26 protein-coding genes and 2 pseudogenes are annotated in these 26,405 nt (G+C 69.5%); 10 read left to right on the forward strand and 18 right to left on the reverse strand.

The features are described 5' to 3' along the window. Window positions 1-411 precede the first annotated feature (411 nt). The 3 genes from ABZ899_RS25990 (at window position 412) to ABZ899_RS26000 (ending at window position 2,935) form a co-directional block, all read left to right on the forward strand. A complete protein-coding gene (locus ABZ899_RS25990) occupies window positions 412-1,029 on the forward strand; it encodes a TetR/AcrR family transcriptional regulator (protein ID WP_361350442.1) in 618 nt (205 codons plus the stop codon). Between the two features lie 508 nt (window positions 1,030-1,537). After that, complete coding sequence (locus tag ABZ899_RS25995; RefSeq protein WP_361350444.1) at window positions 1,538-2,116, forward strand: TetR family transcriptional regulator; 579 nt, start codon at window positions 1,538-1,540, stop codon at window positions 2,114-2,116. 363 nt (window positions 2,117-2,479) lie between these two features. Then, the gene (locus ABZ899_RS26000; RefSeq protein WP_361350446.1) at window positions 2,480-2,935 is read left to right on the forward strand and encodes a MarR family transcriptional regulator; all 456 of its coding nucleotides are present in this window, start codon (window positions 2,480-2,482) and stop codon (window positions 2,933-2,935) included. Between the two features lie 113 nt (window positions 2,936-3,048). Here ABZ899_RS26000 and ABZ899_RS26005 read toward each other — a convergent pair whose 3' ends face one another. The 4 genes from ABZ899_RS26005 to ABZ899_RS26020 form a co-directional block, all read right to left on the reverse strand. Next, complete coding sequence (locus tag ABZ899_RS26005; RefSeq protein ID WP_361350448.1) at window positions 3,049-3,243, reverse strand: hypothetical protein; 195 nt, start codon at window positions 3,241-3,243, stop codon at window positions 3,049-3,051. Between the two features lie 467 nt (window positions 3,244-3,710). Next, window positions 3,711-4,298, reverse strand: a complete 588-nt coding sequence (locus tag ABZ899_RS26010; protein ID WP_361350450.1) for a MarR family winged helix-turn-helix transcriptional regulator — start codon at window positions 4,296-4,298, stop codon at window positions 3,711-3,713. 271 nt (window positions 4,299-4,569) lie between these two features. Next, a complete protein-coding gene (locus tag ABZ899_RS26015; RefSeq protein ID WP_361350452.1) occupies window positions 4,570-5,595 on the reverse strand; it encodes an alcohol dehydrogenase in 1,026 nt (341 codons plus the stop codon). Window positions 5,596-5,805: 210 nt separating this feature from the next. Beyond that, window positions 5,806-6,408: a GPP34 family phosphoprotein gene (locus ABZ899_RS26020; protein WP_361350453.1), complete on the reverse strand. Its 603-nt coding sequence runs from the start codon at window positions 6,406-6,408 to the stop codon at window positions 5,806-5,808. 332 nt (window positions 6,409-6,740) lie between these two features. Here ABZ899_RS26020 and ABZ899_RS26025 point away from each other — a divergent pair, with 332 nt between their 5' ends. Beyond that, window positions 6,741-7,304, forward strand: coding sequence for an ABATE domain-containing protein (locus ABZ899_RS26025; protein WP_361350455.1), 564 nt, complete (start codon window positions 6,741-6,743; stop codon window positions 7,302-7,304). A gap of 358 nt (window positions 7,305-7,662) precedes the next feature. Here the strand turns inward: ABZ899_RS26025 and ABZ899_RS26030 are convergent, their stop codons facing one another. Beyond that, window positions 7,663-7,956: a muconolactone Delta-isomerase family protein gene (locus ABZ899_RS26030; protein WP_361350457.1), complete on the reverse strand. Its 294-nt coding sequence runs from the start codon at window positions 7,954-7,956 to the stop codon at window positions 7,663-7,665. 348 nt (window positions 7,957-8,304) lie between these two features. Next, window positions 8,305-8,820, reverse strand: coding sequence for an NUDIX domain-containing protein (locus tag ABZ899_RS26035; RefSeq protein ID WP_361350459.1), 516 nt, complete (start codon window positions 8,818-8,820; stop codon window positions 8,305-8,307). Between the two features lie 212 nt (window positions 8,821-9,032). Between ABZ899_RS26035 and ABZ899_RS26040 the strand changes: the two genes are divergently transcribed. Together ABZ899_RS26040 and ABZ899_RS26045 are read left to right on the forward strand one after the other, a co-directional pair. Then, window positions 9,033-11,642 (forward strand): glycoside hydrolase family 97 catalytic domain-containing protein, encoded by a 2,610-nt coding sequence (locus ABZ899_RS26040; RefSeq protein ID WP_361350461.1) that lies wholly within the window; start codon window positions 9,033-9,035, stop codon window positions 11,640-11,642. Between the two features lie 232 nt (window positions 11,643-11,874). Continuing rightward, entirely contained in the window at window positions 11,875-12,423 is a 549-nt protein-coding gene (locus ABZ899_RS26045) for a hypothetical protein (protein WP_361350463.1), read from the forward strand. A 59-nt stretch (window positions 12,424-12,482) separates the two neighbouring features. Here ABZ899_RS26045 and ABZ899_RS26050 read toward each other — a convergent pair whose 3' ends face one another. Next, window positions 12,483-12,854 carry a helix-turn-helix domain-containing protein gene (locus ABZ899_RS26050; RefSeq protein ID WP_361350464.1) on the reverse strand — a complete coding sequence of 124 codons (372 nt, stop codon included), beginning with the start codon at window positions 12,852-12,854 and terminating at the stop codon, window positions 12,483-12,485. Between the two features lie 84 nt (window positions 12,855-12,938). Here ABZ899_RS26050 and ABZ899_RS26055 point away from each other — a divergent pair, with 84 nt between their 5' ends. Next, entirely contained in the window at window positions 12,939-13,847 is a 909-nt protein-coding gene (locus tag ABZ899_RS26055; protein WP_361350466.1) for an NAD(P)-binding domain-containing protein, read from the forward strand. A gap of 46 nt (window positions 13,848-13,893) precedes the next feature. On the opposite strand, the gene urtE is transcribed toward ABZ899_RS26055, so the two are convergent. The 5 genes from urtE to urtA form a co-directional block, all read right to left on the reverse strand. Continuing rightward, window positions 13,894-14,595, reverse strand: coding sequence for an urea ABC transporter ATP-binding subunit UrtE (gene urtE, locus ABZ899_RS26060; protein WP_361350468.1), 702 nt, complete (start codon window positions 14,593-14,595; stop codon window positions 13,894-13,896). After that, on the reverse strand, window positions 14,592-15,383 hold the full coding sequence (gene urtD, locus ABZ899_RS26065; RefSeq protein ID WP_361350470.1) for an urea ABC transporter ATP-binding protein UrtD: 792 nt from the start codon (window positions 15,381-15,383) through the stop codon (window positions 14,592-14,594). The genes urtE and urtD overlap by 4 nt, the downstream gene beginning before the upstream one ends. Next, window positions 15,380-16,504 carry an urea ABC transporter permease subunit UrtC gene (urtC, locus tag ABZ899_RS26070; RefSeq protein ID WP_361350471.1) on the reverse strand — a complete coding sequence of 375 codons (1,125 nt, stop codon included), beginning with the start codon at window positions 16,502-16,504 and terminating at the stop codon, window positions 15,380-15,382. Before urtC ends, urtD begins: the two co-directional genes overlap by 4 nt. Then, the gene (urtB, locus tag ABZ899_RS26075) at window positions 16,501-17,385 is read right to left on the reverse strand and encodes an urea ABC transporter permease subunit UrtB (protein WP_361350472.1); all 885 of its coding nucleotides are present in this window, start codon (window positions 17,383-17,385) and stop codon (window positions 16,501-16,503) included. Before urtB ends, urtC begins: the two co-directional genes overlap by 4 nt. A gap of 94 nt (window positions 17,386-17,479) precedes the next feature. After that, window positions 17,480-18,733: an urea ABC transporter substrate-binding protein gene (urtA, locus tag ABZ899_RS26080; RefSeq protein WP_361350474.1), complete on the reverse strand. Its 1,254-nt coding sequence runs from the start codon at window positions 18,731-18,733 to the stop codon at window positions 17,480-17,482. A 342-nt stretch (window positions 18,734-19,075) separates the two neighbouring features. Between urtA and ABZ899_RS26085 the strand changes: the two genes are divergently transcribed. Beyond that, the gene (locus ABZ899_RS26085) at window positions 19,076-19,561 is read left to right on the forward strand and encodes a MarR family transcriptional regulator (protein WP_361350475.1); all 486 of its coding nucleotides are present in this window, start codon (window positions 19,076-19,078) and stop codon (window positions 19,559-19,561) included. Here the strand turns inward: ABZ899_RS26085 and ABZ899_RS26090 are convergent. From ABZ899_RS26090 to ABZ899_RS26100, 3 genes are all read right to left on the reverse strand, one after another. Beyond that, the gene (locus tag ABZ899_RS26090) at window positions 19,518-20,636 is read right to left on the reverse strand and encodes a substrate-binding domain-containing protein (protein ID WP_361350477.1); all 1,119 of its coding nucleotides are present in this window, start codon (window positions 20,634-20,636) and stop codon (window positions 19,518-19,520) included. The two genes, ABZ899_RS26085 and ABZ899_RS26090, sit on opposite strands and share 44 nt — an antisense overlap. A gap of 184 nt (window positions 20,637-20,820) precedes the next feature. Then, the gene (locus ABZ899_RS26095) at window positions 20,821-21,567 is read right to left on the reverse strand and encodes an alpha/beta hydrolase (protein WP_361350479.1); all 747 of its coding nucleotides are present in this window, start codon (window positions 21,565-21,567) and stop codon (window positions 20,821-20,823) included. 205 nt (window positions 21,568-21,772) lie between these two features. Continuing rightward, a complete protein-coding gene (locus ABZ899_RS26100; RefSeq protein WP_361350481.1) occupies window positions 21,773-22,786 on the reverse strand; it encodes an NADP-dependent oxidoreductase in 1,014 nt (337 codons plus the stop codon). Window positions 22,787-22,901: 115 nt separating this feature from the next. Here ABZ899_RS26100 and ABZ899_RS26105 point away from each other — a divergent pair, with 115 nt between their 5' ends. After that, window positions 22,902-23,483, forward strand: coding sequence for a TetR family transcriptional regulator (locus tag ABZ899_RS26105; protein ID WP_361350483.1), 582 nt, complete (start codon window positions 22,902-22,904; stop codon window positions 23,481-23,483). Window positions 23,484-23,607: 124 nt separating this feature from the next. Here ABZ899_RS26105 and ABZ899_RS26110 read toward each other — a convergent pair whose 3' ends face one another. Next, on the reverse strand, window positions 23,608-24,693 hold the full coding sequence (locus ABZ899_RS26110) for a PP2C family protein-serine/threonine phosphatase (RefSeq protein ID WP_361350485.1): 1,086 nt from the start codon (window positions 24,691-24,693) through the stop codon (window positions 23,608-23,610). A 328-nt stretch (window positions 24,694-25,021) separates the two neighbouring features. Further along, a pseudogene (locus tag ABZ899_RS26115) lies at window positions 25,022-25,096 on the reverse strand (VOC family protein); the annotation flags it as partial. Between the two features lie 136 nt (window positions 25,097-25,232). Between ABZ899_RS26115 and ABZ899_RS26120 the strand changes: the two are divergent. Continuing rightward, a pseudogene (locus tag ABZ899_RS26120) lies at window positions 25,233-25,627 on the forward strand (transposase family protein); the annotation flags it as partial. A gap of 124 nt (window positions 25,628-25,751) precedes the next feature. Here ABZ899_RS26120 and ABZ899_RS26125 read toward each other — a convergent pair. After that, on the reverse strand, window positions 25,752-26,027 hold the full coding sequence (locus ABZ899_RS26125; RefSeq protein WP_361350486.1) for a hypothetical protein: 276 nt from the start codon (window positions 26,025-26,027) through the stop codon (window positions 25,752-25,754). Window positions 26,028-26,405 lie beyond the last annotated feature (378 nt).

Genomic DNA, 26,405 nt, shown 5'->3' on the forward strand with positions numbered 1-26,405 from the left:
GGGCGCAGCCAGTACGACTACACGCCGGTCAGGTCCCCCGGAACGACCAAGGGCCGTGGGCCCCGGCTCCCGGACGCGCTCGGCGCGTCTCCCCTGCCGCGGACGCCCGGCCCGACGGCCGCATGCGCATCGAAAGCCTGGCGTGTCCGCTTGCCCGGCCGACCCGGCTTCCCGGCAGTCGGTGGACGATCCCGCGCATTGGGATCCCCCTCCCCGGAGTAGCACTTCGTCGCGGGTGACCGCGCAGGGCGCTCCTGACCGCGCAAGGAGCGCGAGCCGTACGGCGCACAAGGCACGGGTGGCGAGGTCGTGCGGGGGCGCGGGACCGGTCCTTGTCGAGGTCGCGAGGGCATCCGGGACCGTTCATCGAAGCGCCCGGCATAGTAGCCGATCGGTCGTATACTCCCCCTTATGGGGCGCACGAGCGATGCCAGGAACAGGATTCTCACCGCTGCTCGGACACTGCTCGAGCAGCGGGGATACTCGGCGCTGGGTGTGGCTGAGATCTGCAAGACGGCCGAGGTACCCAAGGGCAGCTTCTACTACTTCTTCGAGTCCAAGGAAGCCCTTGCCCTCGCCGTCATCGACGAGCAGTGGGCCGCCGAGAAGCGGGACTGGGAAGGCGTTCTGAACGGCGACGCCCAGCCCCTGGAGCGGTTGAGGCAGCTCTTCGAAGCCACCGAGAACCGCCAGCGGGCCGGCCAGGACAGCTGCGGAGTGGTCTCCGGGTGCATGTTCGGCAATCTCTCTCTGGAGATGAGCAATCAGACGGACGCCGTACGTGAACGCCTCCAGCAGATCTTCGAGGCGCAGGTGGACATGGTCGAGGCGACCGTCACCGAGGCCCTTGGGCGCGGCGAGATCTCGGTGGCCGACCCACGCGAAGCCGCTCGGTCCGTCGTCGCACAGCTCGAAGGCCAGGTCCTCTTCGCCAAGCTCTACAACAGCACCTCGCAGTTGAGCACTCTGTGGTCCAACTGCCTCGCCCTGCTGCGCGCCCACGACACCCGGGTCGCCGAAGCCGCCTGAGTCGGGACGCCTCTGCAGCGGGTCGGGTCACCGCTGAGACCGGGCAGCCCGGACACTGCGGAACCGTGCCGCCGGTACCGTGATCAACTGTCCGACCGCGGCCGCCCCGCCGACTCCGGGTCCGCGCAGGCCGGCTCACTTCTTCGGGTCAGCGAGACCCGAGGAGCTGAGCAAAGGGACCGGACCGTTCCGGGCAGGCGGACACGACGGAGACGTGGCCGGGGGTATGTGCCGTCCGAGCGCTTCAACGGTTCTCCCATAGGTACGTCACCAAGATGTGCGCACCGCACAGGGCGGGCGGCACATCGCATGATCAAGAAGAACCCGAGAGCCAGGCGTCGCATTCCGCCCCCGGAAAAGAGGTCGAACCCGCCGCCGTGGTCGGCGATGCGGCCGTCGAGCGAGACGCCGATGGAGTACACAAGCTTTCGCGCAATACCCCTGCCCCACACGCGTAGTACTCTGCTTGAAGTGGTTTCAACGTAGTACTGCATTCGGAGTGGTGTCGATGGCGAGACGGAACGACCAGCGGCGCGCGGCCCTCGTCGACGCGGCGATCGAGGTGCTGGCCCGGGAAGGCGCGCGCGGCCTGACGTTCCGAGCCGTGGACACCGAGGCGGCCGTTCCCACGGGTACGGCGTCCAACTACTTCTCCAGTCGCGACGACCTGCTCACTCAGGCCGGCGCCCGGGTCTACGAGCGACTCCAGCCCGACGAGGCCACGATTGCCCGCCAGCAGGCGGCGGGCCGCGACCGGGACACCTACGTGAAACTGATGCGCGAACTCGTCGGCCGCGTAGCTTCCTTCCGAACCGGCTACCTCGCACTGCTGGAACTCCGCCTGGAAGCCACTCGCCGCCCCGAACTGCGCAAGGTCCTCACAGAGCGAGTCCGGGCCGACGTGGATGCCAATGTCGCCTACCACGAGGCTTCCGGGCTCCCCGGCGACACCACGGCGGTCAAGCTGCTCATCCTGACGTTGAACTGGCTGATCGTCGAACAGCTCACCCTGCCGGACGTCTTCACGGCGTCGGAGCGTGAGCAACTCATAACGGCCGCCGTGGAGCGCATCATTACGGCGGAGTAGCCGCCCGACCCAGGGAACATCGGCCCCTCTGTCCGGCCGGAAGCCGCTGGCAAACACGAGAACGTCTCTACCGCACACGCTTGCTGTGAACGGTACGGTCACCGCGCACCTCCGACAGCAGTCGACCGCCACGCTCCGAGCGCGGTACATCGAACAGGCACGTCGCCGCTCACCGACGGCAACAGGAGGAACTGGCCGAGGGTGTCGAGCGGTTGAAGCAGAAATGGACACCGCACGCGTCATGTGTTTGCCGGTCGATCGATTGATTGATCGCCAGTGTCCTGTTCAACGTTGTGTGCGAGCACTTCACACCAGCGCAACTGGCCGTCGTTCGAGGACTGGTGTGCCATTTAGACTGTGCTCATGCCAGACGCTACGACGATCATTCCGCTCAATCCGGACGAGGAGAAGTTCCTCCGGGCTCTCGGCAAAGTGATGGCCTTCTTGCCCCGGGTCGTCGATGCGGACATGCTCGAGGAACTTCCGATTTCCGGTACCGAATACACGGTCCTGGTCCACCTCTCCGAGGCTCCGGACAACCGGATGCGCATGAGCGAATTGGCCAACGCGTGCGGGCTTTCCCTGAGTGGGATGACCCGGGTCGTGAACCGTCTGGAGTCGCAAGCACTCGTCACCCGGCAGAAGTGCCCCGAGGACGGAAGGGCGTGGCTGGCCCTGCTCACCAATACGGGATGGCAAATGCTGGAGCAGGCGTGGCCCACGAACCTCGCCAGCGTGCGCCGTCACATCTTCTCCCGTTTGGAAGGCTGCAACGTGGCGGCGGCCGCGGAGGCGCTGCAGCGCATAGCGGCACCCTGAGATCCGGCCCGTCGGGCCGCCTTCCGTTCCCGACGGGCCGGAATGACCCGTGCGTGATTCCGGGGGCCGCGTCACGACGCGTCGCGTACCTCAGCTCCGACCGGCCGACTCCGTCAAAGGCCCATGTCCAGGGCGAGGCACGAGAAGTAGTTCCAGGACCTCTCGGGGTTGTAGGCATCGACCACCGTCCCGTCGGGCGTGGCCACCTTCGATTCGGTCATGTCCTCGATGCGTATGCGCTCCGGCAGCCGGCCGAATCGCTCGAGCCGAGCAGCCGTCGCGGCGTCCATCGCGCCTTCAGTGCTCATGATGTCTCCCTCTTCCGCCATGCCTGTTCAGCCGTACAGGGACCGGTGATCACAATGTCGCACCCACCCCGTCACCCGTCAAGCCGGTGACGCGATCGGCTGCGGCACCGTCTTTGCGACGCGGGAACGAGATGACGAGATGACCCCGATCAAGTGCGCGGCGCCATCTCGTCATCCATGGGGGGGGGAGGGAGACGTCCGGCGCGGCCGTGGCGGGCAGCGGCACATGGAGGCCGTACGGACTGTCGCGCAGGAGGAGCCTCCTCCTTGAAGTCATCCTCCCCTCCTCGTCGCACACGGCTCGCCATGACGGCGGGCGCCGCCCAGCCGGCAAAAGGGGCCTTGGCCGGCAGTGAGGGAGGTTCTTCTGGTCGGAGCTGACGCACGCTGCCCACGCGCGCCTGGCGCTCACTCCACCCGCGCCGGAGAGCGCCTGCGCGTCGCCGAACAACGCCGGCGAGCCCCTCTCACGTGGCGATGTTCCGCAGGGCCGCCGCGAGCTGCCCGAGGTCGAGGCCCGTCAGGTGGTCGAGGAAGTGACGGCGCACGGACGCCAGGTTCGACGGCCACGCGGCTTCGAGACGGGCGAAGCCCTCGTCGGTGAGGATGGCGTTCGAACCCCGGGCATCGAGCGAGGACTTGACTCGCTGGACGAGTCCCTGGCTCTCCAGCCGGGTGACCAGTCGTGTCATGCCGCTGAGCGACATCTCGACGGCGGCAGCGAGGTCGCCCATACGCATCTGCCGGTCGGGGGCCTCTGAGAGGTTCGCGAGAGCGAGGTACTCGATGAGGGACAAGCGCTGCTCGCGCACCATGTCCGCGTCAATCGCGCGAGGCAGGGCGTAGATCACACGACTCAGTGCCCTCACCACGGCCTCCTCGTCGGCGTCGAGAGGTCGCGGTTCTCTCTCATCCGGGTCCGACTGCTCTGCGATGCCTGGCATGACTCCACACTTCTGTTCGTCGAGGAAAGCGATCAAGAGGTTGCCTACCACAAGGATGAGCTGGTCCGGGAACCCGTTACAGGCATCCGGAGACGTGAACAAGTAGGACACTTCAGCATGAAAATCACAGGAAACGCAGCATGACATGCGCAAGCTTGCTTCGTCAAGCAATTGATGGATGGCGCGATGACGGCCCGGTTCGCGACGGCCCACCCAGCGGTGACCCGACCCACGGACATGCTCCAGAGCTCGCCGGATGGGGACGCGGCTCGGCCGCTGCCACGCCTGCGGGAGTACGCGGCGAATGGCAGCCCTGCACTACTCGCGGTCCCCACCGTGCCGTTCCGGACCGGTGCCGGCCCGGACGCCCTCGCGCGGGCGGTCAGCCGTTGGCGAGGACCATGCGGAAACGGGCCGCACCGGAGAGCATCCTCTGGTAGGCGGAGTCCGCCTCACTCAGGGGCACGGTCTCCACCATGGGGCGGATGCCGTGCAGGGCGCTGAAGTCCATGGTGTCCTGCACATCCTGCGCGGTGCCGGACGGATGGCCGCGCACCACCCTGCCCGGCAGGATGAGCTGGAGCGGTGTGATGCCCAGAGGTTCGGGTGAGACCCCGATGACCACGAGTTCGCCCCGCGACGTCAGCCCATCGACGGTGGCCGTGATGGCTTCGGAGTTCCCGGCCGTGGCCAGCACCACGTTGACGCCTCCCAGGGCTTGCAGCGCTTCCGCGACCGGAGTCGCCCCCGTGCTGTCGATGTAGTGGTGCGCCCCGAGGCGCGTGGCCAGCTCCGCCTTCTCCGAGCCGCGGGCGACGGCCACGGTCTCGAAACCCATGGCCACGGCGAACTGCACGGCCAGATGTCCCAGACCGCCCAGGCCCACCACGGCCACCCTGTCATCCGGTTGAGCGGAGCTGCGGCGCAACCCGTTGTACGTCGTGACGCCCGCGCAGGCCATGGGCCCCGCGTCCGCCGCCGACAGGGCATCCGGAATCCGCGCCAGGGCATCGACCGGCGCGATCATGTTCTCGCCGTAGCCCCCGTCGTACGCATAGCCCGGGATCTTGAGGTTCTCGCACACGATGAAGTCACCCCGTCGGCAGGCAGGGCAGTGCCAGCAGCTGCCGCCGAACCAACCGACCGTCACCCGGTCGCCCGCCTTCCAGCCGAAGGTCTCGGCGCCCTCGCCCAGTTCCTCGATGCGTCCGGCGACCTCATGTCCGGGGACCAGCGGGAAACGCGTGTTGGGCATGCTGCCGGTCACGAAGGCATCATCGCTGTGGCAGATGCCGCATGCCTCAACGGCCAGGCGCACGTGTCTGGGTCCCGGCCGGGGCACCTCGCGCTCGACGACCTCGAAACGCCCGCTCGGAGTCGTCACCTGAGCGACACGATAGGTATGCATAGGTGTCTCCGTCGTCAGAAAGGCCGCCCGCGAACGCCACCATCAGGGACTGGCTTCCGGGTGGCTGGGTCCGTGGCGAGCACCTCGTCGGGCGGCAGTCGCGGTCACCGGCGTCCGGCGCCGGTGACTGTCTTCCATCCCACCATCACCCGGGCGACCCGGCAAAAGATGCTGCCGGCACCGCCGTGCGCGGCCGCCCGGACGGCGCGGTCAGAAGCCCCGCGCGATGTTGTCGAAGCCTCTTCCCTCGACCGATCTGCGCTGCCGTTCCGCGGCCAGCTGCGTGATGGCCTGCTGGACCGCGGCCACGACGGCCACTTCGTCCTGGTCCAGGTCACCGAGCGTCTCGTCCGTGACCTCCGCGATCCCTGCGGCGGCCGCGAGAGCGACGAGAACGGGCTCTCCGCCCTTCATGTGGTCGATCGCACGGTCCACCGCGGAGAGGTCGACGGGCAGGGTACCGGCCCGGCGGAAGGGATGCCGGTAGGGGCGTGACGGTGTGCCGTCCCCGGTCGGCACAAGGGCGGCTCGGTAGCGTGCGGCCAGGTCACGGCCCCGGCGCCAGAGCCATTCCTCCACGGTCTCGTAGGGGGAATCCCGGACGATCGCCGAAGCGGCTTCGAGCAGTACGGCGTCCTCGGTGCGCGGCGAGGCGGCGGGCAGGAGCCGGTCGGCATGGAGGAGTACGGCCTGAAGGCCGACAAGGTCGACCAGTTCGGCACCCGCCAGGGCGAGGGAGAGGTCACCCGGCTCCAGACGGAGATCGGTGCCCCGGACGGCGGCGAAGGCGGACAGGTCCTGGGCTGTGGTCATGTACGGCTCCAGATCGGTCGGAGAGGCGATCGTCATCGACGACGCCGACCAGCTGAGAAGGCACATACGACTCAAGACGGAAATACTTCTGGAAAGGGTGTGAAGCGCCCTCCATCACGATAGACGCAGCACCAGGCTCGCCGCCGGATCGACGGCACGATCGACGGTGCCGGGCCTCGACGGCACTCGCGGTCGGCGCCCGAAGTCGGGGAAGGGGCGACAGCGGGAGCCCGTGACGGGCTGTGCACACCACCGGCTTGCCACCCACCCGGCTCCCCTACCGGATCGGCCGTCCCTTGCTGCCCGCGAGAGTCACCTGACAAAGTGGTGATGTGAATCTCGACCACGTCTTCGTCTGCGGTAGTCCACCGCTCGACTTCGCCGCGACGCTGCGCGCGCGGCGTTCGGTGCGGTTCGAGATGTTCGCCTCACCGGACCGGCTCGAGGCCTGGTACGTGGAATCCGGGCTGATCGACCGGATCGAGCCCTGTGGTCAGGAGGATGTCGAACAGGCCATAGCGGTGCGCGAGGCGATCTACGCGCTGGTCACCGCGCTGCGCCAGGGGCAGGAGTACGACACCGGGCCACTGCGCGCGCTGAACGACGCCGCGCGCAGACCTCCGGCGGTCCCTCAGTTGACGGCGGCCGGGCGCCACACGGAGGCGGCTCCGGAACAGGCCCTGTCCTCCGTCGCCAGGCTCGCGGTCGAACTGCTCGCGGGTACCGATGCGCCGTTGCTCAAGGAGTGCGGCAACCCCGAGTGCACCCGCGTCTACATCGACCGCTCGCGCGGCACGCGTCGGCAGTGGTGCGGCATGGAATCCTGCGGCAACAAGATCAAGGCGGCGGCCTATCGCGCTCGCAAGAGGAGTGCGCCCGCCGCCGTCGGTCGGTAGCCGCCCGTCACCGTCGTGGAGCCGAGCGGTCACGCGTCCTCGGGGGCCGCGCGCACCCGGCGGGTGACCGGCGCGGGTGCAGTGCGGCCCGTCCTCCGGAGGCGCCCGGACCCCTGCGCCGGCTGGCTCAGGTGCGGCACGGTTCACCCGCCGACGGGAGGCACTACACCTCCCTCGGCAGTGACCGTCAGGCGAGCTTGGACACCTGGCAGTGGCTGACGAGTCACGCGCGACCGACACGCTTGAGAACAACGCCGAGACGCACGGAGACGGTCGGGCGGTCGACGAAGGAGAAGTCGACGCCGAGGTAGCCGGACACGAGGGCGTCGGCGAGCTCGCGCACCTCCGTGCCGAAGGCTCAGGCGGCCCGGCCCGGATCGTTCGGGTGGGACTCCAAAGGTGTGATCACCGCGGTCATCCAGGGCCACAGGGGAAGGCTGCCGAGCACCTTCGCCCGCAGCTCCGCCTCGTCGTCGGCACGCCAGACACCGATGCTGCGCAGCTCTCCGACCGGGCGCCACAGCCTGTACAGGTGCCCCTGCGCCGTCAGTTCCTTGGCCCGTACGGCCTCGGCGGCGCGACGCTCGTCGACGACCGCCCGGTCGGTTCCCTCGGGGACGGTGGTGGTCAGTTCGACCAGGAACTCCTTCATGATCTTTCCCTTCTCAGCGGGTGCCGGGGGGCAGACCGACTCCGTCAGCGGAACGACCTCGTCCCGTCGCCTGCGCCGGTAGCACTCGACAACCACATGATTCGTCGGTCGTCGCCGGACGGCGAGTCTGAGTGCGAAGGTGCCGGACATCGAGAGCCCTGCCCATCGGGCCCACGTGCCCCTCCGTGGGCCCGCCGTCGAAAGGTGATCTCGGCCGACGGCGCGGTCACCCGGACCTACCCGGTCGGGTTCCGGCTCACGGGTCGCGACGACCGGCCTGCCGCCGCCGGCGGCAACGTGCGGTGACCGCGGGGCGACAGGAGGAGCGCGCCGGCGCATCGAAGGTCTTCATCGAGAGCAGTACCGATCGAAGACTTCCCGACTGTCAGGGGTGAAGGTCCATTGCCGCAATGTCCGCCGCACCTCTGACTCGGTCAGCCAGCCGTGCCAGGCCACTTCACCCGGATCGGAGACGATGGACTCCGCGAGCACGGCGTCGCATACGCCGAGCCAGTGGGGGCTGAGCCCCGCCCGGTTGAGGAACGTGAACCGAAGGCGCACGGTCGCCCGCACGCCCAGCTCCTCCGCCAGCTCACGGGCGGCGGCCTGCACATATGACTCGCCGACTGCGGCAGCGCCTCCGACGCCGAGTTCGTAGTGTCCCGAGAAGCGGGAGAGGTGCTCGGCTCGCCGATGGACAAGGAAGCGACCTTGCCCATCGCGGCACACCACCACACCGACCCGGTGCAGCCAGCCGTTCCGGACCGCTTCCGACCGGCTGACCACTCCCAGCACCCGGTCGTGAACGTCGAGACGTTCCACGAGTTCATCCACGACGCACACAGTGTCAGGACTCACTGACATCGTCTGGTATGCGGCAGGAGACCTGTGCTGTCCGTCCCAAGTCCCCCACGGGCAGGAGCGGTTGTGCGCACTCGTATGGGGAAGGGATGTCCACGGTTCCACAAGGAAGACAACGATGTCGAACCCGGATGGAGAACCTCGTGCGCGCATCGCCCAGCACGTCACCAAGCGGATCGCACCGAAGATTCTTATCAGCCTCTCTCACACTGCTGTTGAGCGCCTTGCTCGCGCTGGGCACCCTCGCCACGCCGACGCACGCCGCCGACCGCGGCGGGGAGAGCTGGACCGTACGCCAGCCCGGCCATCGACCGACCGGACTCAGCGCCGTCGTCCGCCTGGACGCCGCCGACGGGACCCTCACCCTGGCCGCCCGCCGTGGTTCCAGCACCGTGCTCGAACCTGCCCCGCTGGGTGTCGTCACCAAGGACGCCGATCTCACTTCGGGCCTCCGGTTCACCTCCAGCGCCACACGTCAGGTGACCGAGCACTACACCATGACGACCGGCAAGCAGCTGCGTCGCAGCGCGTGGATGACCGAGTCCCGGTTCTCGTTCACCGGCAAGGGCGGCGCCGAACTCGACCTGCTCGTCCGGGTGGCGGACGACGGTATCGCCTACCGCTACGTCCTGCCGGTCGACGGCGAGATCACCGTGGTGCGCGAGGCGTCCGCCTTCCGGCTCCCTGACACCGCACAGGCTTGGCTCGCCCCGTACACCCCTTACTACGAGGGGGAATACAAGCAGACCAGTGTAGCCGATGCCGGCGACGGCTCATACGCCCATCCCTCCCTCTTCCGAATCGGCGAGACGTACGCCCTGATCACCGAGTCCGATATCGACGGGCGCTACGCCGCCGGCCACCTGGTCCATCGGAAGGGCGACGGTCGCTACGACGTCCAGCTGGCCAACGGCGCCGCCGTCACCTCCACGGGCCCGCTCGCGACGCCTTGGCGGACGGTCGTCGTGGGCGACCTCGCCACCGTCACCGAATCCACGCTGGTCGACGATCTCGCAGCGCCGTCCCGTATCAAGGACACCTCCTGGATCCGTCCCGGCAAGGTCGCGTGGTCCTGGCTGGACGGCTTCGCCCCCGCTCAGCGCAGCCTCACCACCCAGCAGCGCTTCGTCGACTACAGCGCTGCGCACGGCTGGCAGTACGCCCTCGTCGACGACGGCTGGAAGACGACGAACTGGATGCCCGAGCTGACCGAGTACGCCCGTCAGCGGGGCGTGGGCGTACTGCTGTGGGTGCACTGGACCGACCTGGACACGGCGGTGGAAAGAGCCGAGTTCCTGCCCCGCGTGAAGAAGTGGGGCGTGGCCGGGCTGAAGATCGACTTCATGGATTCCGACGCGCAGGAGCGCTTCCGCTGGTACGACGACATCCTGCGGGACACCGCGCGTGAGAAGCTGCTCGTCAACTTCCACGGGGCGTCGGTGCCCAAGGGCATCCAGCGGACCTGGCCGCATGTGCTGACGGTGGAGGCAGTACGCGGCGCCGAGTACGGCACCGTCCCCGCGGCCGCTGTGACCGCCCTGCCCTTCACCCGCAATGCCGTCGGTTCCATGGACTACACGCCGATGGCCTTCCAGTTCGGCACACGCACCATCTCGGACGCCGCCGAGCTCGGTCTGTCCGTGGTGTTCGAGTCCGGCCTGCAGCACTTCGCCGGGTCGATACGCGCCTACCGGGACCGTCCGGAACTCGAGCGGTTCCTGGAACAGGTCCCCACCGTGTGGGACGAGTCGCGGCTGCTGGGCGGCCACCCAGGAGAGAAGGCGACGTTTGCCCGTCGTCACGGGGACCGCTGGTTCCTCGGCGGCGTCAGCGCGGGACCGAGGGGGACCGAGGACGTCTCCTTGGACTTCCTCGGTGGCGGACGCTGGCTGGCGGAGGTGATACGGGACGGTGACGAGGGCCTCGTCCGCGAGCGCCGGACCGTCACGCGCCGCGACACCCTCCACGTACCCACCGCTGAACACGGCGGCTTCGCGGCGCTCGTGTGCGAGGCCACCGCGGGACGCAAGACGTGTGACCGACCGGTGACGCGCCTCCCGCTGACCTCGCTGACGGTGGACCCGCCCCGAGCCGAGGTGGACTCGGGCTCGTCCGTCGACGTCACCGGCCGATTCGCGGTCGAGCAGTCCGGGCCCGCCTCGGACGTCACGCTCTCCGTGCGCGCGCCTGAGGGCTGGCAGGTGAAGGGCGACACCCTTCGAGCGGACGAACTGCCCACCGGGGACGACCTGTCCGGCACGTGGACCGTGAGCGTGCCGCAGGCCGCGCGGGAAGGCGGTCATGACGTGGTGATCTCCGCCGAGTACCGCGCGCCGGGCGGGCGGGTGCTCCGAGTCGACCGCACGGTGCGGGTGTTCGTCTCGCCGCCCGGCGTCGACTACGTCAGCAACCTTGCGTTCGACTCTGAACGCAACGGCTGGGGACCGGTCGAGCGCGACCTGGCGAATGGTGAACGGGGCGCCTCGGACGGGGCACCCTTGAGTATCCGGGGGACGACGTACGACAAGGGCCTCGGGATGCACGCGGACGCCGAGGTCGTCGTCGAACTGCATGGTGCGTACCGCGAGTTCAGCGCGTTCGTGGGCGTGGACGACGAGGTCGGTGGGAGAGGCAGCGTGTCCTTCGAGGTGCTTGCCGACGGTGTACCCGTGGCCACCACCGAGGTCCTCTCCGGCACCGACGCGGCCCGCGCTCTGGACGTAGACGTCCGTGGTGTCCAGAAGCTGACCCTGCGTGTCAAGGACGGCGGCGACGGAGTCGACCACGACCACGCCGACTGGGCCGACGCACGCCTCACGGCGTAGGCGGCCCGGCGCGCGCACGACGTAAGCGGTGGCCCGTCCTCCGATGGTGGGGACGGGTCATGGGCCACGCCCCGAGCACCCAACGGCCCCAACGCAACAGCCGCCCACCCATTGGCCGGGGGACTGGCCCCGGTACGGCGGCGAGGAGACATCGGCGGGCAGGTGAGCGTCACCAGGCCCCGGCGAGACGCGGAGCACGACTCCGAGACACGGCCCGCTAAGGTCGGCGTCCATGACCGACGACTCCGGCGCGGGCAAGCGCCGCTTCCTCGTCCTGCACGACTACGGCATGGGCGGTTCGTGGTGGTGGGTCCGAGCGCGTTCCGAGCGGGAACTCCTCGAGACGTTCGCCTGGGTTGAAGTCGTCACCGACCCGGACACCGTGGCCCGGTTCCAGGAGGAGGATCTGGAGGAAGTCGACATCGACGGTCCTCGCATGCCTCCCGGGCTGGACGGTCTGCGCGCCGAACGTGACGCCCAACGGGGGTGCGAAGGCTTCGGTGCGCTCGCGGACAGGGAGATCGTGTTCCTGCGCCGGCGCTGGGACGAGGAGGGCGAAGACCCGGTCGTCCATCTGATGGAAGTGGGGGCCGACGGGCGCCGCATCCGCCAAGTCGAGCTTGCCGAGGACGGAACAGCCGTACGCAGCGGCCCGGACGACTGGCCGTTCAACCCACCGGTCGTGGACCTCTTCAACCCTGGGCTCTCGCGACAGGAGATCAGCCGGAGCGAGTTCGAGGAGCACTGGTCGACGACCCGCCGGACAGATGCCGAATCGTAGGGCGTTCCGGTCGGCTCGCCTCGGCACGCCCGGCGGCGCCGAGCCGCGGACCTGCGTTCCTAACCGTGCGAGGCCGCGTCCACGTCGACCTGCTCGAAGCCTTCACGGCGTATGCGCTCCGTGCCCCAGGCGCCGAGCGCCCCGAGCGCTTGATTGAGCGTACGGCCGTGCTCGGTCAGTGAGTACTCGACCCGTGGTGGCACCTCTGCGTACACCTTCCGGTGCACGAGGTCGTCCTCTTCCAGCTCACGCAGGTGTTGCGTGAGCATCTTCTCGCTCACGCCCGGCAAGGCACGGCGCAGCTCGGCGAAACGCCGTACGCCGTGCTCGTCGAGCTCCCAGAGGATCAGCCCCTTCCATTTGCCGCTCACCACATCGAGCGCGGCATCGACGCCGCAGATGTAAGGCCCTCTTCTCGGTGCCCTGACCATCGCCCAACCCCCTGACCAAAAGGTAAGTACCGCAGAAAATAGTGGGTACTTCCGGCAGCGGTGGCACTTTCGGAGCATGGAGGCGTGAACGAACACCACGATACCGCCACCACCAAGGCCGGCCCCGTCACCGTGATCGGGCTCGGCCCCATGGGCCAGGCGATGACGAGGACTCTCCTCGCCGCCGGTCATCCGGTCACCGTCTACAACCGCACCGCCGCCCGAGCCGACGGCGTCGTCGCCGACGGGGCGGCGCTCGCCGCCACACCGCGCGACGCGGTCGAAGCCAGTGAGCTGGTCGTTCTCAGCCTCACCGACTACCAGGCGATGTACGACCTCCTCGACGGCGCCACCGCGTCCCTCACCGGCCGGACGCTGGTGAACCTCAGCTCCGACACCCCGGACCGGTCGCGTCAGGCGGCAGCCTGGGCATCCGGCCACGACGCCTCGTTCCTCACGGGGGGTGTCATGGTTCCCGCACCCATGGTCGGCACACCGGCTTCCCACATCTACTTCAGCGGCCCGCACGAGGTCATGGACCGTCACTCGCCGACGCTGGCGCTCCTGGGCACGCCCAGGTACCTCGGCGACGACCCTGGGCTCGCCCAGATGATGTACCAGGCTCAACTCACGGTGTTCCTGGCCGGCTTGTCCGCGCTGATGCACGCCACCGCCATGCTGGGCACCGCCGGTCTGAAGGCGACGGAGGCGCTGCCCGAGCTGCTGGCCTTCGCCGACTCCATCGGTGACATCCTCAGAGCCGGTGAACAGACCCCTGGCACGGCGCTGGACGCCGGTGAGCACCCGGGACACCTCAGCACCGTCACCATGATGGGTGCGACAGCCGACCACATCGTCGAGACGACGGCCTCACTCGGTCTCGACCTCGCCCTGCCCCGGGCGATCCAGGCTCACTACCGCCACGCCATCGCCAACGGGCACGGCAACGACAACTGGACCCGCATCATCGACAGCGTCCGGCGTCCGCAGTGACGTGAGGGGGAGGGGCAGGCGCGCGGCCGCTCGTCCACCCCCTCCCTCACACGCTCAGCGCCTCCCGCACGGTCTGCTCGGACCCCGCTCCCCCCTCCCCCGCCGAGGTGACCCTGCCCGCCTCCAACACGTAGTAGCGCTGGGCGGCCCGCATGGCGAAGCCGACGTGCTGTTCGACCAGGAGGACGGACAGGCCGCCCCGCCGGGTCAGGGCGAGGATCGTCTCCTCGATCTCGGCGACGACGGACGGCTGGATGCCCTCCGTCGGCTCGTCCAGGAGCAGCAGCCGAGGTCGGGTGATCAGCGCACGGGCAATGGCGAGTTGCTGGCGCTGGCCGCCGGAGAGCAGGCCGGCGCGGCGGCCGGACAGGTCCCGCAGGACCGGGAAGAGGTCCAGTGCCTCGGCGACGGCCTCCTTCCCGTCCGGGCGTCCGTCGGCGACGAGTTGGAGGTTCTCCGCTGTGGTGAGGTGCGGGAAGGACTGCTGGCCCTGCGGGACGTACGCCACTCCGCGCGCGACCCGTCGGTGGGGGGCCAGGCGGGTGATGTCCTCGCCGTCCAGCAGGACCGTGCCGCCGGTCGGCACGATCAGCCCCATCACCGCTCTCAGGAGCGTGCTCTTTCCGGCGCCGTTGTGGCCGAGGACCGCCGCGACGCCGTCCTTCGCTACCTCGACGGTCACGCCGTGCAGGACGGTGGTGCGGTCGTAACCGGCCTGGATCGAGTTGATCTGCAGCACTGGGCTCATGCCTCCTCGGCTACGGGGACGGCGGCGGTCCGGGGCACGGGCTCCGGTGTCGGTTCGGTGGCGCGGCCGAGGTAGACCTCCTGGACCTTGGCGTCGGCCTGGACCTCCGTGACGGAGCCCTCGCTGAGCACCTTGCCGGCGTGCAGGACGCTGACACTGCGGGCGAAGGAGCGCATGAAGTCCATGTCGTGCTCGATGACCACGACCGTACGGTCCTCGCCGATCCGTTGCAGCAGTCGGCCGGTGGCGTCGCGTTCGTCGTGGCTCATGCCGGCGACCGGCTCGTCCAGCAGCAGGAGTCTCACGTCCTTCACGAGCAGCATTCCGATCTCCAGCCACTGCTTCTGGCCGTGTGCCAGCACGCCCGCCGGGCGGTCGCGCAGGTCGGTGAGGCCGGTGGTCTCCAGGGCCCGCGCCACCTCCTCGGGCACACCCTTGCGGCGCCGCAGCATGGTCAGCGGCCCGCGTCCGGCTCCGGCGGCGATGTCGAGGTTCTGCAGCACGGTCAGCTCCTCGAAGACCGTGGCGGTCTGGAAGGTGCGCCCGATGCCGAGGCGGGCGATGCGGTGCACGGGTTTGCCCAGCAGTTCCTCGCCGCCGAAGCGGACCGAGCCGGTGGCCTTCACCAGGCCGGTGACCGCGTCGACCAGGGTGGTCTTCCCGGCGCCGTTGGGGCCGATGAGGAACCGCAGGTCGCCCGGGTGGATGTCCAGGTCCACGCCGTCGACGGCCGTGAAGCCGTCGAACGTGACCCGCAGGTCGCGGACGGTCAGTCCCTCGCCGCTCATGCTGTCCCTCCGGTCGTCAGGGCGGGATTGCGGCGCCTGCGCCGCAGGACGGTCGCCAGCGAGGCGAGTCCACCGGGCAGGAAGCCGACCGCCAGCACGAACAGCAGGCCCTGGAGGTAGGTCCACGCGGCGGGGTAGGCGTCCGACAGCGTGCTCTGCGTCCAGGCGACCGCGATGGCGCCCAGCACCGCGCCCACCAGGCTGGCCCGGCCGCCGACCGCCGCGCCGATGACGAAGCCGATCGACGGCGCGATGCCGATCAGCGCCGGGGAGATGATCCCCACGGCGGGGACGAAGAGGGCGCCGGCGAGACCCGCCATACCGGCCGCGACGACGTACGCCACCAGCTTGACGTTGGCCGGGTTGTAGCCGAGGAAGCGCACCCGCTCCTCCGAGTCGCGTACCGCGACGAGGAGTTCGCCGTAGCGGCTGACGAACAGCTGGCGGGCGGCGGCCGTCATGAGCAGCAGCGCGGCCGCGATGACGAGGTACACCATGCGCTGGTTGACCGGGTCGTCGAGGTCGTAGCCGAAGAAGCCCTGAAGGTCGGTGAGGCCGTTGGTGCCGCCCGTGGTGGCCTGCTGGCCGACGAGCCAGATCGCGAAGGCGGCGGCCAGCGCCTGGCTGAGGATCGCGAAGTACGCGCCCTTCACCCGGCGGCGGAACACGAAGAAACCGAGCAGTGCCGCTACCACCATCGGCAGCAGGACGGTCAGGGCGAGGGCGAGGACGGGGTCGGCGAACGGCTGCCACCACCAGGGAAGCGTGTCACCGGTGCCGTACAGCTGCATGAAGTCGGGCAGGGTCTGGCCGGTGGCGGCGGCGTCGGCGAGCTTGAGGTGCATCGCCATGGCGTAGCCGCCGAGCCCGAAGAAGACGCCCTGGCCGAGGACCAGCAGCCCGCCGCGCCCCCAGGCGAGGCTCACGCCGACGGCGACGATGGCGTAGCACAGGTACTTGGCCAGGAGGTTGAGCCGGAAGTCGGAGAGGGCGAGCGGGGCGACGCCGAGCAGCAGGACGGCCCCGAGGAGCAACGCGGCGGGCGCGCGGAGGCGTTCCAGGGGTGGTGCCTTCGGCCGGTGGGCCTGCGTGTCGGTGGTGGCGGGTGTGGTTGTGGTCATGCCAGGCTCCGGGTGCGCAGTGTGTACAGGCCCTGGGGTCGCCATTGGAGGAAGTCGACGATCGCCACCAGGACCACGACCTTGGCGACGCTGACGGTCGTGGAGTACTCCAGCACCGACTGGAGCACGCCGAGCGCGAAGGCGGTGATGACGCTGCCCTTGAGCTGGGCGATACCGCCGACGACCACGACCAGGAAGGCGTCGACGATGTAGTTGGTGCCCATCGTCGGGCCGATCGGGCCGACCAGGGTGAGCGCGACCCCGGCCACGCCCGCGAGGCCCGACCCGATGAAGAACGTGGTGCGGTCGACGCGTCCGGTGGCGATGCCGGACACCTCGGCGAGGTCGCGGTTCTGGACGACGGCCCGGATACGGCGTCCGAGCGGGGTGAGCCGCAGGATCAGGGTGAGGGCGAGCACGCACAGCAGGGCGAGGCCGAGGATGAACAGGCGGTTGTTGGCGAGGGTTATGCCGCCCACGCTGATGTGGCCGGTCAGCAGGTCGGGCGCGGCGGTCTGCACGTTGGGGGCGCCGAAGACGTCCCGGGCGAGTTGCTGGAGCATCAGGGAGACGCCCCAGGTGACCAGCAGGGTGTCCAGGGGGCGGGTGTAGAGGCGCCGGATGAGCAGCCACTCGAGGAGGGCTCCCATCGCTCCGGCGACGAGGAAGGCCGTCGGCAGCGCGACGAGCAGGGAGACGCCGGCACTGCTGACGGACTGCTGGAGCACGTACGTCGTGTAGGCGCCGGCCATGATGAACTCGCCGTGCGCCATGTTGATGACACCCATCTGACCGAAGGTCAGGGTGAGTCCGAGGGCGATGAGCAGCAGCACGGCACCGATGCTGATGCCGGTGAAGGACTGATTGAGGACGACCGTCATGAGGCGGCTCCGGATCGGGGACGGAGAGTGCGGGCGCGGGGCGGGCCCGGCCTGGAGGGAGGGACCGGGCCCCGCCGCGAGGGGCCGAGGGATCTCAGGAGAGACCGGAGGCCCAGTCGTAGCCCTTGAGGTACGGGTCCGGCTTGATCGGCTTGCCCGAGTTCCACACCTCCGTGATCTGGCCGTCCGCGCCCACCTTGCCGATGCGGGCCGTCTTGTGGACGTGCTGGGTGGCTCCGTCGACGGTGACCTTGCCCTCGGGGGCGTCGAAGGTGATGCCGTCCGCGGCTGCCTTCACCTCGGCCACGTCGAAGGAGCCGGCCTTCTCGACCATGGCCTTCCACAGGTACACGGAGGTGTAGGCGGCCTCCATCGGGTCGGAGGTCGGCTTGTTCTTGCCGTAGGCGGCCTGGTACGCCTTCACGAACTTCGCGTTCGCCGTCCCGGGAGTGGTCTGGTAGTAGTTCCAGGCCGTCAACTGGCCCTCCAGGTACTGGGTGCCGATGCTCTTCACCTCCTCCTCGGCGATGGACACCGAGAGCACCGGCAGGCTCTTCGCGGTGAGCCCCGCCGACTTGTACTCCTTGAAGAAGGCCACGTTGCTGTCGCCGTTGAGCGTGTTGAACACGGCGTCCGCGCCGGCGTCCTTGACCTTGTTGACGATGGTGCTGAACTCGGTGGAGCCGAGCGGCGCGTAGTCCTCGCCGACCACCTCCATGCCGTGGGCCTTGGCGTACGCCCTGATCTCCTTGTTGGCGGTGCGCGGAAAGACGTAGTCGCTGCCGACCAGGTAGAGCTTCGTCAGGCCCTGCTTCTTGAGGTAGTCCAGCCCGGGAACGATCTGCTGGTTGGTGGTGGCGCCGACGTAGAAGATGTACGGGGACTGCTCCAGGCCCTCGTACTGCACGGGGTAGAACAGCAGCGACTTGTTGCGCTCGAAGACCGGCTTGACGGCCTTGCGGCTGGCCGAGGTCCAGCAGCCGAAGGTGGCGACGACCTTGGAGTCCGTGATCAGGGTCTGCGCCTTCTCGGCGAAGGTGGGCCAGTCGGAGGCGCCGTCCTGGCTCACCGGGTCGAGTTTCTTGCCGAGGACGCCACCGGCGGCGTTGATTTCCTTGACGGCGAGCAGCAGGGCATTGTGGACGGTCACCTCGCTGATGGCCATGGTGCCGGAAAGCGAGTTCAGCAGACCCACCTTGACGGTGTCGCCCGAGGTGTCGGCCTTCGCGCCGGCGGCGGACGAGGTGTCGCTGCCGGTCTTGGCGCCGCAGGCGCTGAGAGCGGCGGACGTGCCCAGGACGGTGAAACCGGTCAGGAGACCGCGCCTGCTGATGCTGGAGCCTGGCATGCAGAACCTCCGTGCCCCGAGGGGCTGTTGAGGAACGGATGGAGGACGGGGAGAGACGCCCTTCAGAGCGGCGGGCGGCGTTCGGCGCGCGGGCCACCAGCCGTTGCGGGGGTGACCTCCGGGCTGGTCGCTGAAGTGCGTCCACAGCCTGCGGCGAAACTGTTTCCACGGTGTTTCCGTGTAATTGAGGACCAGTATCCAACAGCCTTATCGGCCGCATTTATTGCTTCCCCGGGAAAGGATCAGATTGCGGTAATCCCCTAAATGGTCGAGACGTTGAGAGGTACGCTCGTCCAGTCCCCACGGCGGGGGCGTACCCCCGGACGCATGCTGAGGAGTGCGATGGCGAGGCGGACCCGGCGGCCCCAGGAACTGCTTCACCTGCTGACGCGGGCCGAGCGCCTTGCGGTGGGGCGGGTCCGGTCTGTGCTCGACGAGTTCGACTGCTCGATCGAGGCGTGGCGGGTGCTCGACCTGCTCTCCGACGGCGAGGGGCACAGCATGACGGCCCTCGCCGACCACGCCTTCCTGCCGGCGCCGACCCTGACCAAACTGATGGACCAACTCGTCGACCAGAACCTGGTGTTCCGCCGGATCGACCCCGATGACCGGCGTCGGGTACTGGCCCAGCTCACTCCGCGCGGGACGCAGCGCCGGCAGCAGATCTCGCGTGCGGTCCGGGCCGACTGGGACGAGGCGGACCCCCTGGGCGGGGAGGGCGAGGAGGAGGAATTGAAGATCCTGCTCGATCAGCTCGCCGACGCACTGGAGGGAAGAGGCCCGCTCACAACAGCTCGTGCGGAGGGCGGAGTTGGGCGAGAACGGTGAAATCGAGGCCGTCCGCCTGCGCCAGGTAGATGCGCTGGCGCACATGCCGTCCGTCCAGGCTGAGCAGGCCGCGCGGACCTTCGTAGGCGACGTTCTCGGCGGCCGCGCCGATGGCGGACACGTCCAGGGTGCGGGCCCGTTCGATGAGCGCCGCGAGCAGCAGTACGCCCTCGTAGCAGGACTCACCGAGGCTGCCGGGCACCGGCGCCTCCACACCGAAACGGCCGGCGTACCGGCCGTGGAAGTCCAGGGTGTTGCGGTCGGCCAGTGAGGCGAAGTAGCCGGCCGTGCTGTAGAGGTCGACGACCGCCTCGGGTCCGCTTGCCAGCAGCATGTTCTCGTCCATGAGCGTGCTCAGGCGCAGGCAGCGCTGGTCGAGTCCGGCGGCGGCGAAGGCGCGGTTGAAGCGGACCGCGTCGCTGCCCACCAGGAGCATCAGCACCCCGTCGGCGTCCGCCCGCTCGACGCGCCGCAGAAGGCCGGTGAAGTCCTCGGTGCCCAGCGGCAGATACGCCTCGCCGCAGACCCGGCCCTGGCTCGCGCGGGCGTAGTAGCGGGCGGCGCGGGCTGTGCGCCGGGGCCAGACGTAGTCGTTGCCGACGACGAACCAGCGGCGCACACCCCGCTCCTCGGCGAGCAGCCTTATCGCGGGCAGGAGTTGCCACGCGGGCGTCTCACTGGTCAGGAAGACGCCGTCGGTACGCTCGCCGCCCTCGTACAGGGCGGTGTAGACGTACGGCACCCGGTGCGCGATGCGTGGAGCGACGGCTTGCCGTACCGACGAGATGTGCCAGCCGGTGACCCCCTGCACCGCGCCCGTCGCCACCAGGGCCTCCACCTCGTCCGCGACCCGCCCGGGATGCGCACCGCCGTCGACCTCCAGCAGCCGCAGCTCCTTGCCGAGCACACCCCCCGCCCGGTTGACCTCCTCGGCGGCGAGCCGCGCGCATGCCTCGCAGGTGGGCCCGAAGATGCCGGCGGGCCCCTGCATCGGATACACGAGCGCCACGTTCAGGGTCGAGTCGTCGGCCGTGAACCACTCGGGGGCGGGAGGACGGAGCGGCGGCCGGTGCATGGGCCCCATGATGGCGGCCCGGCCTCCGGGGCCCAAGCGGCCGTTCGCTCCATGAGACCGGCGCGTGGGTGCACCCCGCAGCCTGTTCTCTTCTCCCTTCCGCCCCCGGGCGGGTCCTCGTGTCGTCGCCAGCACGGCGGCTGCTGTGCCCCCTACGGTCCGCCGGGGAGTCGACGGCCCGGAGTCACCTCAGGTGCCGGGTGAAGAACCGGGCCGCCGCCTCTCCCGCGAACTCGGGGACGCCGGTGTGTCCGCCCATGGTGGCGTGCAGGGTCTTCTCCTTGGAGGCGAAGGCGTCGAACAGCTCCAGGGACGCCTGCCGGTCGTTTCCTTCGTCGTCCCACTGCAGCAGGACGTGCAGCGGAACGGTGACCCGGCGCGCCTCCTCGAAGACGGCGCGTGGCACGAAGCTGCCGGCGAAGAGGACGGCCGCCGAGATACGGGGGTCGACCACTGCGAGGCGAATGCCGATGGAGATGATTCCTCCCGAGTACCCGACGGGGCCGTCGATCTCGGGCAGTGCCAGGAGGGCGTCCAGCGCGGACCGCCACTCCGGGACCGACCGGTCGACGAGCGGGAGGACCAGCGCGTCGACGATCTCGTCGCTGACCGGCTCGCCGGCCTCCATGACCCGCCGGAGCTCGGAGCGGGCCTCCTCGACGGTGTCCCAACGGGGCCTGTCGCCGCTGCCGGGCAGCTCGATGGTGGCCGCGGCGAAGCCGTCGGCTGCGGCGTGCCGGGCCCGCGCCACCAGCCGCGGGTACATCCTGTCCAGTCCGAGCGGGGGGTGGCCGAGCAGGATCAGCGGCACCGGCGCGAAAGCGGTGGAGGACGCGGGGGTCCAGAGGAAGCCGGGGATCTCACCCAAGGTGAAGGGGCGTTCGACGACGCCGTCGTCGAGGTGCCGTTCGGAAGTGAAGTGAAGGGCCATGGTCGTGCCTTCCGGGAGTGCGCTGGAACGGCGCTCCCGGACGACCTATCGCCCGACCGTGACCCCGGAGGGGAGCACCCACGTCGATACGTTCACGGGTACCACCTCCTCGCTCTCTCGCACGGCCTCGGCGAACCTAGCAGCACCGGTCGTGGCGCGCCAAAGGGTTTTCGTGGTGCCGGGTCGAACAGCGGCCGCTCGGGGTTCAGGAGACCGTAAGGACGATCTTGCCCTGGAGGTGGCCCCGGGCGGCGCGTTCGTGAGCGGCCCGGGCGTCCGCGAGCGGGAACGTGCTGTCGATGGCGACGCGGAGCGCGCCCGTGTCCACCAGACGTGCCAGTCCGGCGAGTTGGGCGCCGTTGGAGCGGACCTGGGTGCCGGTCACGGTGACCCCCAGTTTCGCGTTCTCCTCGTCGTCGAACTCGCCGAAGTAGACCGGGAAGAGGGCGCCGCCCCGCTTGAGCGTGCGCAGGAAGCGCCGGCTGGTGGGACCGCCGACGGCGTCGAGGACCAGGTCGACGTCCCGGACGGCGTCCTCGGGGTGTCGTTTCGTGTAGTCGATGAACTCGTCGGCGCCCAGTTCCCGCAAGAACGTCTCGTGGGCGGTGGAGGCCACGGCGATGACGCGGGCGCCCTTCCACTTCGCCAGCTGGAGCGCGAGGTGCCCCACGCCGCCGCCGGCGCCGTTGACGAGTACGGTCGTGCCGCTGTCCAGCCGCACCGGGCGGTGCTCGGCCTCCTGGAAGGGCGAGGGGTGGTCGTGCCCGACCTCGATCAGGTACTGCCAGGCGGTGAGCCCCGACATGGGCAGTCCGGCGGCGTGCACATGGTCGACGGAGGCCGGCTTGGGGGCGAGGTCGGTCACCGGGGCCGTGACGTACTCGGCGTATCCCCCGCTCTGCATCAGCACGGGGAAGCGCAGCATGCCGATCACCTCGTCCCCGGCCGCGAAGCCGTGGACGTCGGCCGCGGTGGCTTCCACGACGCCCGAGATGTCGGTTCCGGGGATCAGCGGCAGGTCGAACGGCGGCCTGAACTCCGGCGGGATGCCGGGCATGCCGTCGCGCACGTACCAGTCGGGCGGATTGAGGCCGGCCGCGTGCACGCGGACGAGGACCTCGCCCGGCGCGGGTTCGGGGATCGGCACCCTCTCGTGGCGTAGCACCTCGGAGCCGCCGAAGTCGTGCAGGCGGATGGCGTTCATGGTGGCCGTCGGCATTGCTTCTCTCCTGGTCAGGACGGAGCATAGACTTATGTGGATCGCCGATCCACATAACCGGTTCACTGATCCGAATATATGGACCACTGATCCGCTTAGTCAAACGAGGGGACCCATGCGAGCCGACGCCAGGAAGAACCGCGACCACCTGCTCACAGTCGCGGGCACCGCCGTCGCCGAGCAGGGCGTCGAGGCGTCCATGCGTGACATCGCGCGCAGGGCAGGTGTCGGGCTGGCGACACTGCTGCGTCACTTTCCGACCCGCGAGGCCCTGCTGGAGGCCCTGCTCCACACGAGCTTCGAGGAACTCACGGCGAGGGCGACCGAGTTCGAGGCGTCGCACTCCCCCGAGGACGCACTTGTCTCGTGGACCCGCGACTGCGTGGCATGGACGACCACGTACCGGGGTGTCACCGTGCTCATGGCAGCCGCCATCGAGGACGAGGAATCCGCGCTGCACGCCTCCTGCGTCACGCTGCGCGCGGCCGGCACCCGGCTTCTCACGCGGGCCCAGGACGCCGGTGTGGCACGGAACGACATCGACGGCGACGACTTGTTCGCCATGATCGCCATGCTCGCCTGGCTCGGCGACCAGCCCTCGCTCGCGTCGCGCGCCGACCGCCTCGTCGACGTGGTCGCGGGCGCGGTCCTCCAGGGAGCGACGGACGCCGCCACCGAGGCGGACGCTTCTCGGTGACGGCGCCAGGTCGCTTCCGTGGTCCGCGTCGTCGTCTCCTCGCGGGCGAGCGGGGAGCCGCCGACACATGCCCTACGCCGCGTCTGCTCCATGAAGACCCGCCCCGGCGAGCCCGACGGAACGGTCAGCCCTGACCGAGGGGGTCGTCGGACAGGCGGTACGCGGCCAGGACGGCGATGTCGTCGTCGAGGTGGCCGTCGGAGAAGGCGACCAAGTCCTGGTGGAGACGGCTCAGCAGATCAAGAGGAGACAGGGCTACCCACGGCCGGATGCGCTCGTGCAGCGGATAGAAGGATCCGTGGGCGTCGCGGGTCTCGGTCACGCCGTCGGTGTAGAGCAGCAGCAGGTCGCCGGGACGGAACGGCATCACGTCCACGCAGTAGTCGACGCCCAGCAGAACGCCCAGGTTCAGGGGCAGCCCCGGATTGGACGGATGCAGCTCGGTGACGCCGTCGGGGTGCAGCCGCAGGGGGGGCGGGTGGCCGCAGTTGACGAGGCGGACCACAGGCTCGTCATCGGGTACCTCCGCGAACACCGCCGTGACGAAGCGCTCCGCCATGTCACTGCCCGGCAACTGCGCCGCCCTGCGGCTGATGCTCCGCTCGACGCGGCGCGCCACGCCGACCAGGTCGGGCTCTTCGTAGGCGGCCTCACGGAAGGCGCTCAGCATCGTCGCCGCCGTCTCCACCGCCCGCAGCCCCTTGCCCCGTACGTCGCCGATGAGGAAGCGGACTCCGTGCGCGGTGGCGACCGCCTCGTACAGGTCACCGCCGATCCGTGCCTCTGCCGCGGCGGAGAGATAGAGCGCCTCCATCGAGATCCGGCCCACCCGGCGGGGCAGGGGGCGCAACAGCACACGCTGCGCCGTCTCGGCCACCGAGCGCAGGGTCGCGAGCGTGCGCTCACGGCGCATCCGGTGGGAGGCGAGAATGGCGCCCAGTACTCCGAGGAGAGCGGTGCAGACGTAGGCGCCGACATAGTTGCGGTTCCAGAGATAGTCCACCATGCGTCCGGCGCAGCACGGCGTACCGGCCAGCACGCCCTCCAGTACGACGGCGAAGACCGTGACGGCCAGGACGGCGGCAGGGCCGTGCGCGTAGGCGGCGACCACCGGAAGCGCGATGAGCAGGAAGCTCACCGGCCACTGCACCGGCGTGATCGGCTCGAGCGCCAGCACACCGGCGACGTACAACGCCGGTAGCCAGCGCATCCAGGGGGACGGCGTGGGCAGCCGTGGGCTCGCACCGTCCTGCTGCGCTGCACGGCGGCTGGTGCCGTTGACGCCGTTTCGCCGGGCCGGCCATCTCACCACCGGCTCCGGCCCAGGTCCTGGCCCTGGTCACGGATCGACCGTCGCGTGCCGTGCATGCGAACCCCTGTCACAGACTGATCATCGCCACGAGGGTTTGCATCCTAATGGGCAGATATTCCGGATATGCCGTGACGGGCAGGCCCGCCCCCGGGGAAGCCACCATCGTGTGCCTGTGACGCGCCCGAGGCGCTGCGGCCCACGCCCCGCCCGTACCGCATCCTGGGGGTCAGGACGTCGTCGCGGCCCGGTCGGACTCGCTGCGCGCAACGCAGAACTCGTTGCCCTCGGGGTCTCCGAGCACTCCTTAGATCACGTTCTGAGGAGTGGCCCCAGTGGCAGCAAACGCCCAGGTCAGCGCCGGTGAGTCGCCGACTCCCTTCACGACGGGCATGAACGCGCCCGACACCTTCCGCCCCGCGCTCCGGGGTCTGTCCGCATGCTTCGACCAGGCACTGCTCACGCTGGTCCACCTACGCAAGAACGAGACGTTCGCCCAGCTCGGCGCAGGGTTCGGGATATCACAGGCCACCGCCTGGCGGTGCGTTGACGAGGCTCTGGAGGTGCTGGCTGCCTGGGCTCCGGGCCTCACGAAGCCCTCGCCGGTCTCGGTGAAGGCGACCATGTCATCGTTGACGGCACTCTGATCTCCGTCGACCGCGTCCGCGCGGACGAGCCGTACTACTCGATGAAACGCCGCAAGCACGGCATGAACGTGCAGGTGATCGCGCGTCCGGACGGCACCCCGCTGTGGTTCTCCCCGCGCGACACCGGGCCGCACGCACGACCTGACCGCGGCCCGGGCCCACGGCATCGTGCACAGGGCTGCCTCACCGGCAGATGCCATGATGGCGCTGAGTGACCGCTGAGAATGCCGGTTTTCAGCATGAGGAAGCCCCCAGGTGCCCCGGATGATCCCTGAGCGCCTGGGGGCTTCTGTCGTCTCGGAGCGCCGTTGCTTAGTCGTCCGCTGCTGCTGCGAGTCGTTCGCCGCGCAACTCAGCGACGTTCAGCGCGTCACGCAGACACTCGACCGTGCGTTGCAACATGAACCACGCTTCATCGGCCGTCAGTTGGGGGCCGTCGAGCATGGCGCGCACGAGCCCCAGGACGACGGCGCCCGACTCAATCAACTGGTTCTCGATCGTGTCGCTGAGTTCGGCCACCATCCCGCCCGGCTGGCAGTAGGCGGCTTTCCCGTCGGTACCCGGAGGCATACGGCGAAGGTCGCTCATGCCGCACGCCCCTGGGGGCCGTACGGGTAGTCAATGCCGAACGTTGCGAGCACTGCCGCTGTGCGCCGTTCCCGCTGCCGTTCCCGCTCCTGCTGCCGTTCGTGCGCGATGACGAAGGGGCGTACGAAGGGAAGCCGGTCAGCGTTGATTACGTCGGCCGGCCGGGGCGCCCTGGGGGCAGGCAGCGGACGGGAAACGGGGCGTACGACGGGGGCAGGCGTGGCGTGGCGCTTCCCCCGGGCAGGCAGGAAGAGCGCGAGAATCGCGGCCAGTAGGGTTCGCACTAGTGTCCTGCGCCGGTAGTCCGTCGTTAGATCTCGTATGAGTTCTTCTGCCGGGGTGCCGGTGCCGCGTCGTGGTCCGAAGTTGGAACCGCTG

The sequence above is a fragment of the Streptomyces sp. NPDC046859 genome, from assembly GCF_040645135.1.
Taxonomy (GTDB): domain Bacteria; phylum Actinomycetota; class Actinomycetes; order Streptomycetales; family Streptomycetaceae; genus Streptomyces.

Excerpts from the sequence above, each read along its gene's own strand:
- ABZ899_RS26085 (WP_361350475.1), top strand. The coding sequence starts at position 19,076 with ATGGCGAGGCGGACCCGGCGGCCCCAGGAACTGCTTCACCTGCTGACG.
- urtB (WP_361350472.1), bottom strand. The coding sequence starts at position 17,385 with ATGACGGTCGTCCTCAATCAGTCCTTCACCGGCATCAGCATCGGTGCC.
- ABZ899_RS26005 (WP_361350448.1), bottom strand. The coding sequence starts at position 3,243 with ATGAGCACTGAAGGCGCGATGGACGCCGCGACGGCTGCTCGGCTCGAG.
- ABZ899_RS26105 (WP_361350483.1), top strand. The coding sequence starts at position 22,902 with ATGCGAGCCGACGCCAGGAAGAACCGCGACCACCTGCTCACAGTCGCG.
- urtA (WP_361350474.1), bottom strand. The coding sequence starts at position 18,733 with ATGCCAGGCTCCAGCATCAGCAGGCGCGGTCTCCTGACCGGTTTCACC.
- ABZ899_RS26030 (WP_361350457.1), bottom strand. The coding sequence starts at position 7,956 with ATGAAGGAGTTCCTGGTCGAACTGACCACCACCGTCCCCGAGGGAACC.
- urtE (WP_361350468.1), bottom strand. The coding sequence starts at position 14,595 with ATGAGCCCAGTGCTGCAGATCAACTCGATCCAGGCCGGTTACGACCGC.
- ABZ899_RS25995 (WP_361350444.1), top strand. The coding sequence starts at position 1,538 with ATGGCGAGACGGAACGACCAGCGGCGCGCGGCCCTCGTCGACGCGGCG.
- ABZ899_RS26050 (WP_361350464.1), bottom strand. The coding sequence starts at position 12,854 with ATGGTCAGGGCACCGAGAAGAGGGCCTTACATCTGCGGCGTCGATGCC.
- ABZ899_RS25990 (WP_361350442.1), top strand. The coding sequence starts at position 412 with ATGGGGCGCACGAGCGATGCCAGGAACAGGATTCTCACCGCTGCTCGG.
- ABZ899_RS26110 (WP_361350485.1), bottom strand. The coding sequence starts at position 24,693 with ATGCGCTGGCTACCGGCGTTGTACGTCGCCGGTGTGCTGGCGCTCGAG.
- ABZ899_RS26000 (WP_361350446.1), top strand. The coding sequence starts at position 2,480 with ATGCCAGACGCTACGACGATCATTCCGCTCAATCCGGACGAGGAGAAG.
- ABZ899_RS26095 (WP_361350479.1), bottom strand. The coding sequence starts at position 21,567 with ATGGCCCTTCACTTCACTTCCGAACGGCACCTCGACGACGGCGTCGTC.
- ABZ899_RS26015 (WP_361350452.1), bottom strand. The coding sequence starts at position 5,595 with ATGCATACCTATCGTGTCGCTCAGGTGACGACTCCGAGCGGGCGTTTC.
- ABZ899_RS26125 (WP_361350486.1), bottom strand. The coding sequence starts at position 26,027 with ATGAGCGACCTTCGCCGTATGCCTCCGGGTACCGACGGGAAAGCCGCC.
- ABZ899_RS26100 (WP_361350481.1), bottom strand. The coding sequence starts at position 22,786 with ATGCCGACGGCCACCATGAACGCCATCCGCCTGCACGACTTCGGCGGC.
- urtC (WP_361350471.1), bottom strand. The coding sequence starts at position 16,504 with ATGACCACAACCACACCCGCCACCACCGACACGCAGGCCCACCGGCCG.
- ABZ899_RS26090 (WP_361350477.1), bottom strand. The coding sequence starts at position 20,636 with ATGCACCGGCCGCCGCTCCGTCCTCCCGCCCCCGAGTGGTTCACGGCC.
- ABZ899_RS26020 (WP_361350453.1), bottom strand. The coding sequence starts at position 6,408 with ATGACCACAGCCCAGGACCTGTCCGCCTTCGCCGCCGTCCGGGGCACC.
- urtD (WP_361350470.1), bottom strand. The coding sequence starts at position 15,383 with ATGAGCGGCGAGGGACTGACCGTCCGCGACCTGCGGGTCACGTTCGAC.
- ABZ899_RS26045 (WP_361350463.1), top strand. The coding sequence starts at position 11,875 with ATGACCGACGACTCCGGCGCGGGCAAGCGCCGCTTCCTCGTCCTGCAC.
- ABZ899_RS26035 (WP_361350459.1), bottom strand. The coding sequence starts at position 8,820 with ATGTCAGTGAGTCCTGACACTGTGTGCGTCGTGGATGAACTCGTGGAA.